The sequence below is a fragment of the Haloarchaeobius amylolyticus genome, from assembly GCF_026616195.1.
Classification (GTDB): domain Archaea; phylum Halobacteriota; class Halobacteria; order Halobacteriales; family Natrialbaceae; genus Haloarchaeobius; species Haloarchaeobius amylolyticus.
The window spans coordinates 344468-359199 of sequence record NZ_JANHDH010000001.1 but is presented as its reverse complement, the minus strand read 5'-3'; the positions used below and the strand labels follow the sequence as shown (position 1 = coordinate 359199).

Here is a 14732-nt window from a genome sequence, read left to right as displayed (position 1 = left end):
ACTCCTGCGTTTCACGCCTCCTTACTGGCGAGACTGCGACAGCGACTCGTATATCTCCCGGATAGCGTCGGTGCCCGCGTCCGCGGTCCCGCCGTGGTAGCAATGCGTCGTCTCGACGTCGAGGTCGGCGAGCGTGCCGACCGACTCGATGGCGGTCGCCATGTCGGGGGTGTACTCCGGTTTCGGCCCCACGAACCCGTCGTCGTTGTTGAGCGCGTCCGCGGCGACGAGGAACCGGTGGTCGGGGAAGTACAGCGAGACGTGCCCGGGCGCGTGACCGGGGGTCTCGACGACCCGCATCGGGCCCGCGTGGGTCCGGAAGACCTCGTCGCCGACCAGTTCGAGGTCGACTGGAACCGGCGGGTAGCGTTCGGCGTCCGGCGGTGACTTGACGGGCTGTTCCTCCCCGTCGACGTAGGGGACCTCGTCGGCGTGGGCGACGACGAACACGTCGGTCGCCTCCTCGAGTTCCGAGAGGCCGCCCGCGTGGTCGCCGTCGTGGTGGGTGAGCATGACCGTCGAGACGTCCGCGAGGGCGAAGCCGAGGTCGTCGAGCGCCGGTTCGAGCCGGTCGACCGCGCCGGGCAGTCCCACGTCGACGAGGACCAGCCCGTGGTCGGTCTCGACGACGGTCGGATGGATGGTCAGCTCGCGGTCCCCGAAGTCGAACTCGAGCGAGAGGGGGTGGACGCCGTCCGGTGTCATGTGGTATCGTGGGACGGCCAGCAGAAAAGTCGTTGTGCCCTAGAGGCCCGCCGCGTCGAAGGCCTGTTCGAGGTCCGCTTTCAGGTCGTCGACGTGCTCGATGCCGACCGAGGCGCGGATGAGGCCGTCGGTGAGCCCGGCCTCGAGACGTTCCTCGCGCGGGATGGCCGCGTGGGTCATCGCCGCGGGCTGTTCGATGAGGCTCTCGACGCCGCCGAGGGACTCCGCGAGGGTGAACACCTCGGTCTCGGAGACGACGGTGCTGGCCTGTTCGAGCGTCCCGTCGACCTCGAAACTGAGCATACCGCCGAAGTCGTCCATCTGTGCGGCCGCGACGTCGTGGCCGGGGTGGTCCTCGAGGCCGGGGTAGAAGACCTCGGAGACGGCGGGGTGGTCGTCGAGCCACGTCGCGATGGCGCTGGCGTTCTCGCAGTGACGGTCCATCCGCACGGGCAGGGTCTTCGTCCCGCGCAGCACGAGGAAGCAATCGTGCGGGCCGGGCGTCGCGCCCACGGAGTTCTGGTAGAAGCCGATGCGCTCGTCCAGGTCCGCGTCGTCGGTGACGAGTGCGCCACCGACCACGTCGGAGTGGCCACCGAGGTACTTCGTCAGCGAGTGGCTCACGATGTCGGCGCCGAGTTCGAGCGGTCGCTGGAGGTACGGCGTCGCGAACGTGTTGTCGATGGCACAGAGCGCGTCGTGCTCGTGGGCGACCTCGGCGGCGCCCTCGATGTCGACGATGGACATCAGGGGGTTCGTCGGGGTCTCGAGCCAGAGGAGTTCCGTGTTCGCCTGCATCGCGTCAGCGATGGCGTCGAGGTCGGTCATGTCCACGAACGTGAACTCGAGGTCGTAGTCCTCGTACACCTGCGTGAAGATGCGGTGGGTCCCACCGTAGACGTCCTCGCCGGTGACGACGTGGTCGCCCGATTCGAGCAGGTTGAGGACGGTGTTGATGGCCCCCATCCCGGAGGAGAAACAGCGCCCGAACTCGCCGCCTTCGAGGCTCGCCAGGTTGGCCTCGAGGTCGGTCCGCGTCGGGTTCGCGGTCCGGGAGTACTCGTAGCCGCGGTGGTCGCCGGGGCCGTCCTGCTTGTACGTCGAGTTCGCGTAGATGGGCGTCATCAGCGCGCCCGTCTCCTCGTCCGGTTCCTGCCCTGCGTGGATCGACCGCGTCTCGATGCGATGGTCCTCGTCGTCGGTCATGTGCGGGGCATCGATGCCGGGACGGGTTACTCTTGCGTTGCGCGCTGGCGCAGCGGCGTGGCGAGTCCTCCGATGCGGCGCAGGGTCAGCCGGACCGGCTGTCGTCACCCGGGGAGGTGGGTTCGAGTCGCATGACCGCCGCGGTGAACAGGCCGGCGAGGCACCAGACCGTCACCGTCAGGACGAACAGTGGGTCGGCCCCGGCGAGTGGTTGCGTGGCCGCGTTCGTCGCCTCGGCGGGGGCGGGCGGGTCGACGTCGGTCACGTAGACGCCACCAGTGAGGGCAGCGCCGAGGCCGGCGAGGAGGGCGGCGTACCGAGCGCGGGACATGTTGCATGGTTCTCATTCACATGATAAAAACGTCAGACACTCTTCGGGAACCGTGAACGTCGGGTCGGTCGCGTCTCAGGCCGGCAGCGACAGCCGCATCTCCAGTTCGCCGGGGCCGACGACCTCCCCCTCGAAGCCGACGGACTCGTAGAGCCCGATGGCGGCGTCGTTGGAGTGCTCGACGTAGAGACGAACCTCCGGGACGTCGCGGTCGACCGCCATCGCGAGGACCTCGGTGAGTATCCGGGTCCCGATGCCAGCGTGGCGGTAGTCCTGGTGGACGAAGATGGCGAGTTCGAAGGCGGCCTCGTCCGTGGGCACCAGGACGGCATGCCCGACGACCCGCCCGCGGTGCCGGCCGAGGGCGTGGAACCCGATGGAGAGGGCGTCGAGCCACTCGCGGATCCGCGACTCGCGGACCGGTGGGAGGCCGTGTGCCCCGCCCGGGGGGTCGAACTCCGCGTACATCTCGACCAGTTCCTTGACGTCCTCGGTCGTCAGCTCGTCACGGCGGGCGAGGCCGACCGTGCGGCCGGTGCGGTCGTGGAACCCGGACGCGCCGGTCCCGTCCGCGGCTGGCCACTCGTCGAAGTCACCAGTGGTGCTGTTGGTCGTCCCGATACTATTTTCCAGATTACGACTACGAACATCCATATTTTGAACCCGATAGCAACTGATTGGACACAGTATAAAGAACTTTCCAGTCGAGTGTTCCATTCTGTATAAGGTCTTCCCAACCCCTGGGTGACGTTGCCGGTCGGCCCGACGGCCCGATACCCAGCGAGACGGCCGGGAACGGGGGCGAGCGAACAACGTGCGTTTTATAATGGCGACGGGACAAGAGGGGCGTACGACTATGCCGAACTCGCACGGACCCCTCAAGAAGACACGCAACAAACTCAAGAACCACCCCCGAGAGCGCGGTACCTCCCCGCCGCAGCGCGCGATCCAGGACTTCGAGGAGGGCCAGAAGGTCCACCTCAAGATCGACCCGTCGGTCGCGAAGGGTCGGTTCCACCCGCGTTTCTCCGGTCAGACCGGCGAGGTCGTCGGCAAGCAGGGCTCGGCCTTCCTCGTCGAGATCACCGACGGCGGCAAGAAGAAGAAGCTCATCGCCGCGCCGGCCCACCTCAAGGCCCAGCAGTAACCCCATGACGATATTCAAGGAGAAGCTCGACGAGGAGTATCTCACCGTCTCCGAGACGAAGGAACTCCTCGCCGATATCGAGGCCGAGCGGGCAGTCGACGAGGACCGCGAGATGCGCTACGAGCTGGCTCGCGCCATCGAGCACGTCAACCGGTTCACCGTGCTGAGCGTCGAGGACTCGCAGGCGCTCGTCGAGGAGCTGCAGGAACTGGAGAAGGTGGACGAGGCCACGGCCTACAAGATCACCAACCTCCTCCCGCAGGACCGCACGGAACTCCGCTCGCTGTACGCACAGGAGCGCTACTCGCTCTCCGGCGACGAACTCGACGAGATCCTCAACGTCGTCGCGAAGTACGTCTGAACGCGAGTATCGTCTCCGCCGTAGATTTCTCCGGTGGTCTCCACCCGGTCCGCAGCGTTTGCTCCGGCCCGCGATGGGTCGACGAGGGTTCCACACGCCAATCTTTTAAATACGCGGTCCCCCTATCATAGAACTAGAATGAGCGATTCCGAACGCGACGAGGAGCCGCCGGTCCAGGCTGTCGTTCTCGACATCTTTCCGAACGGCCGGTCCAGCGACGGACGCAGTGGATACGGCAAGGACCCGCTCGCGTACGCCCTCGGCACGCGCGACTTCCGGCTGTTCGAGGTGACCTTCGAGTCCACGCCCGAGGTCGGCATCGACGACTACGTCGACGTCGACCCGCCCGCAGAGAACGTCAAACGCATCAGGAACGTCGAGTACGACGACCTCTCGGGAGGTGCACAGTCCGAACTGGAGTACGTCGTCGCCGACATCGTCGAGGCGGACGAGGACCGGTTCGTGGACTTCTACAACGACGCACAGCCCATCACCCTGCGGCTCCACCAGCTGAACCTGCTGCCGGGTATCGGCAAGAAACTGCGCAACTCCATCCTCGACCAGCGCAAGCAACAGCCCTTCCAGAGCTTCGAGGACCTCGAAGAGCGCGTCGCGGGCCTGCACAACCCACAGGAGGTGCTGGTCGAGCGCATCATCGAGGAACTGCGCGACGACGACCTCAAGTACAAGACGTTCGTCGGGCGGCGCGACGAGTAGGCAGTTTTACCCCGTTCGGCCCCGTAGCCGGCGCCAATCGATGAGAGACCCCGACGGACTGCTGTCGCGCGCCGGTGTTCGTGGTGACCCGAACCGCGACCAGCACTTCCTCGTAGACGACCGCGTCCTCGACCGACTCACCTCCTATCTGCCCGAGGACGCCGACACGAGCCACCTGCTCGAGATCGGTGCCGGGAACGGCGCGCTGACCGACCGACTGCTCGCCCGCGGCGACCACGTGACCGCCATCGAGCGCGACGACCACCTCGCCGACTTCCTCCGCGAGGAGTTCGCCGCAGAGCGCGACGACGGCCGCCTCGACGTGGTCGAGGGCGACGCCCTGCGGGTCGACCTGCCCGACTTCACGGCCTGCGTCTCGAACCTCCCCTACGGCGTGTCGAGCCAGATCACGTTCCGGCTGCTCCCCCTGAAGAAGCCCCTCGTCCTGATGTTCCAGCAGGAGTTCGCCGAGCGCATGGTCGCCGAGGCGGGCAGCGACGACTACGGCCGTCTCTCGGTGTCGACCCAGCACTACGCCGACGTGGAGATCGTCGAGACCATCCCGAAGGAGGCGTTCTCGCCCCCGCCGGCGGTCGAGAGCGCGGTCGTCCGCTGTACCCCGCGCGACCCGGACTACGAGGTCGAGGACGAGCAGTTCTTCCTCGACTTCGTGAAGGCGGTGTTCACGCAGCGCCGGAAGACGATGCGCAACGCCATCCGCAACACCGCCCACATCTCCGGGCTGGACGACGCGGACGCGGTGGTCGACGCCGCCGACGAGGACCTCATGAGCAAACGCGCCGGGAACCTCGAGCCGGCGACCTTCGCGGAGCTGGCCACGCTTGCGGCCGACGTCGGCCGTGGTGTGACGGATGGCTGAACTGGCGTCCTGGGACGCGCTGGCGCGGGAGGTGAACTCGCTGTCGACGCTGGTCGACAGCACGCTGTTGAAGCTCCTCCTGACCCTCGCGGCGTTCGGCGTGATGGCCGGTCTCGGCTACGTCACGAACCGGGTCCAGGACCGCATGCGCGACGAGTTCGGTGACGCGCTCGCGGACGTGTTGACCATCCTCGTCATCGCCGTGACCTTCGGTGGGGCCGCGACCGTCGTCGTCGGCCTCTGGGGGTCGGCGGACGAGGTGGTCGCCGCGATGCGCGGGCTGCCAATCAACCAGGACGACGGGCCGCGCATCGCCATCTCCGCCGTCGTCGCGCTGACCGTCCACCTCGTCTCGCGGGTGACGAAGCGGATCCTGGAGGAGTTCCTCGCCTCGACGAAGGCCCTCTCCGACCACCAGCGCCAGCTCACCTACCGCATCACGCAGGTGGTGCTCTGGACCATCGGCCTCATCGTCATCCTCGGCATCTGGAGCGTCCAGCTGACCGGGCTGCTGGTCGGGGCCGGCTTCGCCGGCATCGTGGTCGGGATGGCCGCCCGGCAGACGCTCGGGGCCGTGCTGGCCGGGTTCGTGCTGATGATAGCCCGACCATTCGAGATCGGCGACTGGGTCGAGATCGGCGACAGCGAGGGCATCGTCACCGACATCTCCATCTTCAACACCGCCATCCAGACCTTCGACGGCGAGTACGTGATGATCCCCAACGACATCGTCAGCGGCGAGCGCGTGGTCAACCGGTCCCGCAAGGGGCGCCTCCGGCTGGAGGTCGAGGTCGGTGTCGACTACGACAGCGACGTGGAACACGCCGTCGCCGTCGCCGAGGACGCCCTCGACGACTGCGAGGACATCCTGTCGGTGCCGACCCCGCAGGTCATCGTCAAACGCTTCGCCGACTCGGCGGTGGTCCTCGGCGTCCGCTTCTGGATCGACAAGCCGAGCGCCCGGCGCAAGTGGCGGGCGCGGACCGAGGTCGTGACCGCCCTGAAGTCGGCGTTCGAGGCCGAGAGCATCAAGATCCCCTTCCCGCAGCGCGAACTCTCCGGGCGCGCCGAGGCCGGTGGCTTCCAGGTCACCGGCGAGGCGGTCGGGGTGGAGTCCTCGGCCGAGGCCGCCGCCGACGGCGGCGGTGGCGAGGGCGGCAGGAATAGCGACGGAGGTGACTCGTAGATGCCGAAGGACCTCGCTGACCGTCGCGGCGTCGAGACCGAGGTGTACCAGCCCGCGGAGGACTCCCACCTGCTGGCGGAAGCGGCAGCAGCCGACATGGGCGAACGCGAGGCTGGCGAAGCCCGCCGCGCCCTGGAGGTCGGGACGGGCTCGGGCTACGTCGCCGAACACGTCGCGGCCGAGACAGGGGCCGAGGTGGTCGCTTCAGACCTGAACCCGCACGCGTGCAGGCAGGCGCGTGAGCGCTCGGAACACGGTGTCGCCGTCGTGCAGGCCGACCTCGTCTCGCCCTTCCGCGACGGCGCCTTCGACGTGGTGCTGTTCAACCCACCGTACCTGCCCGAGGACGCGGCGGCCGCCCGCGACGACTGGATGGAGGTCGCGCTCACGGGCGGGGAGGACGGCCGGGCCGTGGTCGACCCGTTCCTCGATTCGGTCGGTCGTGTACTCGCACCCGATGGCGCGGTGTACCTCCTCGTCTCGAGCCTGACCGGCGTGGACGAGGTCGTCGACCGCGCCGCCGAGAACGGCTTCAGCGCGGTCGCGCTGCGCGACGAGTCGTTCCCGTTCGAGACGCTGACCGTGTTGAAACTGGTTCGCTAGCTCGGATTACTACTGCGCATTTGCGAGGTTCGAAAATATTAAAGCCCCGCATTTCCAAGCGACGGGTACGAATGACAGAACTCGTCTCTACGACACTGGGACTGTTCCCGCTCCCAGACTGGGCGAAATCGGACCTCTCGGACCTCAAGGGCCACCAGAAGCACGACCTCATCTCCGGCGACGAGGGCGAGGAGATCCAGGCCGTGTACGAGCAGGCCCGCGAGGAGGTCGTCACGGCGCAGGTCGACTCGGGCGTCGACCTCGTCGGCGAGGGCCAGCTCCGCTGGGACGACATGCTCGCACACCCCCTGACGGTACACGACAGCGTCGAGACCCGCGGCATCGTCCGCTACTACGACAACAACAACTTCTACCGCGAGCCGGTCGTCCAAGAGGAACTCACCTTCGACGGCGACGTGGCCGCAGAACTCGAGGCCGCCACCGCACTGGTCGACGACGGCCTGCAGGCCGTCCTCCCCGGCCCGTACTCGCTCGCCGACCTCGCCACCGACGAGTACTACGGTGACGAGACCGCGTTCCTCCACGCTGTCGCGGACTTCCTCGCCGGCGAGGCCGCGGCCTTCCCCGAGGTCGAGACCCTGTTCCTGCTCGAACCCTCGCTCGTCGAGAACGCACCCGCCGAGGGCCTCGACGCGGAGGTCCCCGAGGCCGTCACGACCGTCGCGAACGCTGTGGACGCCGAGGTCGTCGTCCAGCCCTACTGGGGCGCGCTGGAGGAGAAGGTCCACGCGCACCTGCTGGACGCCGAGGTCGACGCCGTCGGCTACGACTTCGTCAGCGACCACGAGCAGAACCTCTACAACCTGCAGGAGTACGGCACCAAAGACGACATCTCGCTCGGCCTGCTCGACGGCCAGAACACCCTGGTCGAGGAGCCCGAGGCCGTCGTAGAGCGCGTCGACTGGGTCCACGAGAACCTGCCCGTCGCCGAGTTCGACACCGCCTACGTGACGCCGAACACCGAACTGTTCTACCTGCCCTACGCGAAGTACGAAGACAAACTCGACGCCGTCGCCGAGGCCGTTGCCCTCGCCGACGCGGAGGTGACAGCATGAGCCAGAACCCCAACCGCGACCAGTTCAAGCCGGAGGACCACCCGAACGAGCACTTCATCCTGACGACCGTCGTCGGCTCCTACGCCAAGCCCAAGTGGCTCAACCGCGCGAAAGAGCAGTACGAGGACCCCGACTCGAAGTTCGACGAGGACGACTGGCAGGAGGCCAAGGACGACGCCTCCCGCCTCATCACCGACGAACACGAACGCGCCGGCCTCGACGTCGTCGTCGACGGCGAGATGCGCCGCAACGAGATGGTCGAGTTCTTCGCCCACCGCATCGACGGCTACGAGTTCAACGGGCCCGTCAAGGTGTGGGGCCACAACTACTTCGACAAGCCGTCGGTCGTCTCCGAGGTCGAGTACGACGAGTCCTGGCTGGTCGACGAGTACGAGTTCACCGCCGCGGTCTCGGACGCGCCGGTCAAGGTGCCCATCACCGGCCCGTACACCCTCGCGAACTGGTCGTTCAACGAGGCCTACGACGACGACGAGGAACTCGCCTACGACCTCGCCGACCTCGTGAACGAGGAGATCGAGAAGCTCGTCGACGCCGGCGCGCGCTACATCCAGATCGACGAGCCCGCGCTCGCGACGACGCCGGACGACCACGCCATCGTCGGCGAGTGTCTGGAGCGTATCGCGGACGACATCCCGGACGACGTGCGCATCGGCCTGCACGTCTGCTACGGCGACTACTCCCGCATCTACCCCGAGATTCTCGACTACCCCGTCGAGGAGTTCGACCTCGAACTCTGCAACGGTGACTACGACCAGCTCGACGTGTTCACGGACGACGAGTTCACGAAGGACCTCGCACTCGGCGTGGTCGACGCCCACGTCGCCGAGGTCGAGTCCGTCGAGGAGATCAAGCGCAACATCCGCAAGGGCCTCGAGGTCGTGCCCCCGGAGCGCCTCATCGTCTCGCCGGACTGCGGTCTGAAGCTCCTGCCCCGCGAGGTCGCCTACGAGAAGATGGCCAACCTCGTGCAGGCGACCCGCGAGATCGAGGCCGAACTCGACGCCGGCGAGATAGACGTGCCCGCCGCCGAGCCGACCGCCAGCGCCGACGACTGAATCCCCGTCGTCGCCGTTCCTACTCCTTTCGTGCTTTCAGCGAGAACGTCAGCGGGAGTTCCACCGCCACATCCTCGGGCAGCCACCAGTAGCCCTGCTCGTCCTCGGTCATGCCCTCGTAGCATCGCCACGTACAGAACGGGTGCTCGTGGAGGAACTCGATCCGCAGGCCGCGGGTCGCCAGTTCGGTGACGATGTCGCCGAGCGTGTGTGCCCACTCGTAGTGTTCGCTGTGTTCGAATTCGGCGTCGGCGGCGTAGCTCCCCTGGACGTCGAAGTGCAGGGGTTCGTCCGAGAAGTACGGGTACGCGAGTTCGGCACTGTCGCCCTCGACCGACGCGAACGTCCCCGCGACGGGGTGGTTCTCCGCGATGTAGAAGACACCGCCGGGCGCGAGGTGTCGGTCGACCGTGTCGGCCCACGCCGCGAGGTCGTCCAGCCACGCGAGCACCCCGTAGGAGGTGAACACCACGTCGAACTCGCGGTCGAGGTCGAGGCCCAGCACGTCACTCTCGACGAACTCGGCGCGGTCGGCGAGGCCGGCCTCGTCCGCCAGGATGCGTGCCTCCCGGACCGCCTCACCCGAGAAGTCCACGCCGACGACCTCGGCACCCTCGCGGGCCCACGAGAGCGTGTCCATGCCGAAGTGGCACTGGAGGTGGAGCAGGCTGGTCCCCTCGTCGACGTGGGGGCCGAGTTCCTCGCGTTCGAGCGGCCAGAGCGACGACTCGCCGTCGAGGAAGCCGGCCACGTCGTAGTAGTCCGTCTCGGGGTGGACGCGGGCGCGTTCGTCCCAGTTGCGCCGGTTCGACTCGTAGTAGTCGTCCATACCGGCCCGGGGGCACGGCAGGACAAATGTCTTCAGGTCCGGTGGGTCGGGGTCACGCGCTCAGTTCGCCCGCGGGAGGGTGATGTGGACCTTCGTCCCCTCCGGGTCGTTCACCGCGAAGGAGATGTCGCCGCCGGCCGACCGGACGGTCCAGTTGACCAGCCAGAGGCCCAGCCCGGAGCCGTGTTCCAGCGGCGTCTCCTCGCCGTTCTCGAGCACCTGTCGCTCGGCCGGCGGGATACCGGGTCCCCTGTCGGAGACGGTGATGGTGACCGATCGCGGCGTCGACTCGACGTCCACGGCGACCGAGGGGTAGGGGTCGTCGGTGTGTTCGACGCCGTTCTCGATGAGTTCGAACAGCGCCCACTCCAGGGTGGAGTGGCCGAGGACGCGCTCGTTGGCGCTCGCGGGCGTGAACACCGACGCGTCCGGATAGCGCTCCTGGACGCGTTCTGCGGCGCTGTCGACGGTGGGACCGACCGCGATGTCGCGCCGTTCCACCTCGGTGTCGTCGAGTGCCCGTTCGACGTAGCGGGCCCGGTCCGACCAGTCGACGAGCTGGTCGGCGGCGTCGAGCATCGCGTCCAGATGGGGCACGCCGGCGTCGTCGACCGTCGGTTCGATGAGGTCGCCGTGGCCGAGGATGATGTTCGTCTCGTGGCGGACGTTGTGGCGCAGGACCCGGTTGAGGACGTTCAGGCGCTGCTCGCGCAGCACCCGGTCGGTCACGTCCTGCAGCGTGAGCAACCGGCCGACGAGCAGGTCGTCGCCGCGGTGCATCGGTTCCGACTCGACGGTGAAGTAGCGCTCGCGGCCGCCGTCGTCCTCCAGCAGGAGCTTGCGCATCTCCTCGGCCTCCGCGACCGCCGCGAGGTCGGCGTCGACGTCGGCGATATGCTGGCCGACCGGGTCCGCCACCCGGAGCACCTCCTCTGCGGCCCTGTTGGTCTCGGTGATGCGGCCCTCGGCGTCCAGCACGATGACGCCCGCGGCCATGCGTTCGACGACCGCGTCCGCCGCGACGGTCCGCGAGACGGGGAGCACCGAGAACAGCCGCTGGCCGAACAGCGCCACCCCGAACGCGACCATCGACACGGCGAACGCGAGCGGGCCGGCGTTCAGGCCCGGGACGGGATGCACGTCGAGGACGGTCATGACGCTCCCGACCCACGGCACGGCGACGCCGAGGAGCACCGCGCTACTCCGGCCGCGGTACAGCTGTGGCACCGCAACGGCCAGTTTGACGAGGATGGCCGAGCCCAGGAAGACCAGCAGGTAGACGTACCCGATGGACGCCCAGTAGGCCGGGCCGTGTGCGACCACCAGGTCGGAGAGCCCGGGCCCCGCCGGCCGGAACCCCTCGACCGTCCGGAACCAGCCGTGGCTCGCGTTCGTGAATAGCACGGTGAGGGTGAGGACGGGCTGGACCGCGAGCACGGTGAGTGCCCGCGACGAGATGCGGTCCTTGCGGCCGGTGTACGCGAGGGTGAACAGCAGGAAGGCGGGCGCGACGAGCAGGATACCGACCCACTCCACGTTCGCCAGGAGGACGGCGATCTCGCGGTCGGTGGTCCCGACACGCAGGCCGTGTGCCGCAGTCCAGACGACGATGCCGACGGTCACCCCTGCGAAGGGCGTCGCGCCCGGGACCGCACGCTCGCGGAGCGCGTAGGCCGCGAGCGCGAGCATCGCACCAGCGACGACGAACAGTGCCGCAGTGAATGGGTTTGCGAGGAACATCGAAACTGGGCGGACAGACCCGAACGCTGTCGTTGTGTGGAAGTATCGGCACGCCCACTTGGCTCTATTTGCCGTTCAGATGATAGCTCGGGACAGCGCCCCGAACAGGGGGAGGACGATGCCGATGGCGACCGGTAGGAGGGCGAGCGTGCCCAGCCCCGCGAACCCGTCGAGGGCCCCGGCGAGGGCCAGGTCGGCGAGGAACCCGAGCAGCACCAGCCCGGCGAACGCCAGACTCGCCCCGAGGCCGCGTCGGAGCGAGGACTGGGGGAGCGCCACCAGCGCCCCGGCGACGACCAGTCCGAGCCAGTGGACCCAGGCGAGCGCGAGGCCGAGCACAACGGCCGACACCGTGGCGAGTCGGCGGCGCCGGTCGTCCTCACGGAGGGGCGCGAGCGCGTCGCTACCGCTCATCGCGACACCTCCTCGAACCGCAGGTCGGTGCCGTCGGGGAGCGACCGGTCCATCGGCTTGTACCGACCGTTCGCCCAGTCCGCGAGCTGGTCGGCGTAGCTGTCGGAGAAGTAGTCCCCCGAGTTGCCACCCGGGAGGACCGCCTGCGAGCCCCCGTCGAAGGTCGCGACCATCCGCCAGCTCGCGCCCGTGGAGCCCTCGCTGTGGAAGTTGCGGACGGTACCGGGCGAGCCGGCGGTCCGCAGTTCGTCGTAGTTGAGGAAGTCCTGGTCGAAGGGGTGGGTGAACCGGACGCGATTCCAGTCCCCGTAGTCTTCCCAGCCCTCGTCGGCGATCTCGGCCGTGGCCTCGTCCATCGCGTCGATGGCGTGTGTCACCGGGTCGGGGCCCTCCTCGAACCAGTCGCCCCCGGTGGCCAGCGTCCCGAGCACCCAGTCGTTCGGCTTCCCGAAGTCCTCCGGCAGCCCGGCGTCGGCGAATCGCCCCTCGAACACCTGCTCGCGGTAGGCCCGGAGCCAGCGTTCGAACACCAGCGCCCCGACGGAGTCCGGGCGCATCTCGCCGTCCCAGTCGAGCACGGTCTCGAAGGGGTCGTACGGGAGGTCGGTCGTCGGCGAGTCGTCCGTCTCTGCCGCCGCCTCCAGAACCGGCCGGAACAGGGTGAACCGCGGGTCCTGGGTGTCGAGCTGGACCTCACGCAGGAACTCGGCGTCCATCGGCTGGTCGCTCGCGGCGCGCTCGTCAAGCAGGTCGTAGATACGTGCTCCGCGGAATGGCGGCGCGTACCCCGCCGAGATGTAGTGTTCGGGGTCGTTCGTGAGGCGCTGGTTCGCGGTGGCGAGGTAGTCGGGGTTCTCGACGCCCGGCTTCTCGTCGAAGGGGACGAACCCGTCCCACGAGGACTCGCCGTAGGGCGTGTAGCCATCGCCCCACTCGCCCTCCTTCGCCGAGCCGTCGAAGACCCGCGTGCCCTGGACGACCTCGCCGTCGGTCGTCCGGATGGGAATCTGGCCCGTGACCCAGTAGTAGGTGTTACCGTCGCGGTCGGCGTAGACGAAGTTCTGCGTCGGTTCGTCGAACAGTCGGATGGCCGCCTTCGCCTCCTCCAGGCCGTCGGCGAGGTTCAACTGCCGGACCGCGTCGACGGTCCGGGTCGCCGAGAGCCCGGTCCAGGCGACCCCGAGTTCGTCGGCGACGCGCAGGTCGTCCCCGTCGGGGAACTGCGAGAGGACCGCGCCGTGGACCGACCGCTTGACCGTCACCTCGCGGTCCTCGCCGTCGGCGACCGCGACCGTCTCCGTCCGGCTCTGGAACTGTCGTTTCTCGTCGCCGTAGTCGTAGGCGTCCCCGGTCGGGGAGTCGTACGTGTAGAAGTCGACGACGTCCGCGCCGGTGTTCGTGAAGCCCCACGCCCCGGCGTGGTTCTGGCCGATGATGACGAAGGGCACGCCCGGGAAGCAGACGCCGCGGACGTCCAGCGGGTCCGGGCCGACGACGTGCTGTTCGTACCACACCGGCGGGACGGTCAGGTTCAGGTGCGGGTCGTTGGCGACGATCGGGTCGCCCGAGTCGGTGTGCTCGCCGGAGACGACCCACGAGTTCGACCCGATGCCCGGCTCGGTCTCGAACTCGGCCAGCCAGGAGAGCATGCCGGGGTCCGGGACCGCCGCGTCCTCGTGGCGAGTCGATTCCGGCGGCTCTCCACCCCGGATGATGGGCGTGTCGTGGCCCATGAGCCGCGGGTACAGCGTCTCGGTCGTCTCCTGACCCAGTCGCTCCCGGGCCAGCGCCTTCCGGAGTGTCCGGAACGACCCCGTCAGCCCCCACGATATCTGCTTCGAGATGACGAGCGAGGCGGCCGGCGTCCACGCCTCCTGCTCGTAGGAGAGCAGCCGGTATTCGAGCGGTTTCGTCTCCTGCTCGCGGGCGGCGTTCACCCCCTCGACGTACGCCTCGACCATGTCGCCCGTCTCCGAGCCCTTCGTGCGCTCCCACGTCGCCTCGGCGGCCGCGGCGAAGTCCAGCTGGCGGTGGAACACGTCCGAATCGACCGCCCGGTCGCCGAACACCGCCGCGAGCCGCCCCTCCATCAGGCGCCGGTAGAGGTCCATCTGGAACAGCCGGTCCGCCCCGTGGCAGTAGCCGACCGCGAAGTACGCCGCCGCCTCCGAATCCGCCTCGATGTGCGGGACGTGGTCGTCGTCGTACCGGACCGTCGCCGGTCCGTAGGGGCTCTCGACGGTCCCGTCGGCTCCCGACTCCGCGGCGCCCCACACCGACCCCGACCCCGGCGCGAACCGGTCGAGGTAGCTCCGCGCCTCCGTGAGTGTCATCCCCCCGATACCCGCCCCGAGGACCGCGGTAAGGAGGGCCCGGCGGGTGGTCTCTGTGTTCATCACCCACACACAAACGAGGGCAGTATTTATAATTTGTTTCGCTGCCGACAGTCGCGCCGCTACGG

At 68.3% G+C, this 14732-nt stretch carries 16 protein-coding genes; 8 read left to right on the top strand and 8 right to left on the bottom strand.

Translation table 11 applies throughout. From position 1 onward, the window contains the following. Positions 1-21: 21 nt before the first annotated feature. The 4 genes from NOV86_RS01880 to NOV86_RS01865 form a co-directional block, all read right to left on the bottom strand. Positions 22-705 carry an MBL fold metallo-hydrolase gene (locus NOV86_RS01880; protein WP_267639527.1) on the bottom strand — a complete coding sequence of 228 codons (684 nt, stop codon included), beginning with the start codon at positions 703-705 and terminating at the stop codon, positions 22-24. Between the two features lie 39 nt (positions 706-744). Beyond that, the gene (locus NOV86_RS01875) at positions 745-1911 is read right to left on the bottom strand and encodes a cystathionine gamma-synthase (protein WP_267639526.1); all 1167 of its coding nucleotides are present in this window, start codon (positions 1909-1911) and stop codon (positions 745-747) included. Positions 1912-1996: 85 nt separating this feature from the next. Next, positions 1997-2242: a hypothetical protein gene (locus NOV86_RS01870; protein ID WP_267639525.1), complete on the bottom strand. Its 246-nt coding sequence runs from the start codon at positions 2240-2242 to the stop codon at positions 1997-1999. Positions 2243-2317: 75 nt separating this feature from the next. Beyond that, positions 2318-2896, bottom strand: coding sequence for a GNAT family N-acetyltransferase (locus NOV86_RS01865; protein ID WP_267639524.1), 579 nt, complete (start codon positions 2894-2896; stop codon positions 2318-2320). Positions 2897-3098: 202 nt separating this feature from the next. Here NOV86_RS01865 and NOV86_RS01860 point away from each other — a divergent pair, with 202 nt between their 5' ends. From NOV86_RS01860 to NOV86_RS01825, 8 genes are all read left to right on the top strand, one after another. Next, on the top strand, positions 3099-3389 hold the full coding sequence (locus tag NOV86_RS01860; RefSeq protein WP_267639523.1) for a 50S ribosomal protein L21e: 291 nt from the start codon (positions 3099-3101) through the stop codon (positions 3387-3389). A gap of 4 nt (positions 3390-3393) precedes the next feature. Continuing rightward, positions 3394-3750: an RNA polymerase Rpb4 family protein gene (locus tag NOV86_RS01855; protein WP_267639522.1), complete on the top strand. Its 357-nt coding sequence runs from the start codon at positions 3394-3396 to the stop codon at positions 3748-3750. Positions 3751-3888: 138 nt separating this feature from the next. Beyond that, entirely contained in the window at positions 3889-4467 is a 579-nt protein-coding gene (locus NOV86_RS01850; protein ID WP_267639521.1) for a DUF655 domain-containing protein, read from the top strand. A gap of 40 nt (positions 4468-4507) precedes the next feature. Further along, complete coding sequence (locus NOV86_RS01845; protein ID WP_267639520.1) at positions 4508-5347, top strand: 16S ribosomal RNA methyltransferase A; 840 nt, start codon at positions 4508-4510, stop codon at positions 5345-5347. After that, positions 5340-6533 (top strand): mechanosensitive ion channel family protein, encoded by a 1194-nt coding sequence (locus NOV86_RS01840; RefSeq protein ID WP_267639519.1) that lies wholly within the window; start codon positions 5340-5342, stop codon positions 6531-6533. The genes NOV86_RS01845 and NOV86_RS01840 overlap by 8 nt, the downstream gene beginning before the upstream one ends. Continuing rightward, positions 6534-7136, top strand: a complete 603-nt coding sequence (locus NOV86_RS01835) for a HemK2/MTQ2 family protein methyltransferase (RefSeq protein ID WP_267639518.1) — start codon at positions 6534-6536, stop codon at positions 7134-7136. Positions 7137-7207: 71 nt separating this feature from the next. Next, positions 7208-8212, top strand: coding sequence for a 5-methyltetrahydropteroyltriglutamate--homocysteine methyltransferase (locus tag NOV86_RS01830; RefSeq protein ID WP_267639517.1), 1005 nt, complete (start codon positions 7208-7210; stop codon positions 8210-8212). After that, entirely contained in the window at positions 8209-9288 is a 1080-nt protein-coding gene (locus NOV86_RS01825) for a methionine synthase (RefSeq protein ID WP_267639516.1), read from the top strand. Before NOV86_RS01830 ends, NOV86_RS01825 begins: the two co-directional genes overlap by 4 nt. Before the next feature lie 19 nt (positions 9289-9307). Here the strand turns inward: NOV86_RS01825 and NOV86_RS01820 are convergent, their stop codons facing one another. From NOV86_RS01820 to NOV86_RS01805, 4 genes are all read right to left on the bottom strand, one after another. Beyond that, positions 9308-10117, bottom strand: a complete 810-nt coding sequence (locus NOV86_RS01820; RefSeq protein WP_267639515.1) for a class I SAM-dependent methyltransferase — start codon at positions 10115-10117, stop codon at positions 9308-9310. 60 nt (positions 10118-10177) lie between these two features. Continuing rightward, entirely contained in the window at positions 10178-11857 is a 1680-nt protein-coding gene (locus NOV86_RS01815; RefSeq protein ID WP_267639514.1) for a sensor histidine kinase, read from the bottom strand. A gap of 75 nt (positions 11858-11932) precedes the next feature. After that, on the bottom strand, positions 11933-12271 hold the full coding sequence (locus NOV86_RS01810) for a hypothetical protein (RefSeq protein WP_267639513.1): 339 nt from the start codon (positions 12269-12271) through the stop codon (positions 11933-11935). Next, positions 12268-14667 (bottom strand): penicillin acylase family protein, encoded by a 2400-nt coding sequence (locus NOV86_RS01805; RefSeq protein ID WP_267639512.1) that lies wholly within the window; start codon positions 14665-14667, stop codon positions 12268-12270. Before NOV86_RS01805 ends, NOV86_RS01810 begins: the two co-directional genes overlap by 4 nt. Positions 14668-14732: the final 65 nt, after the last annotated feature.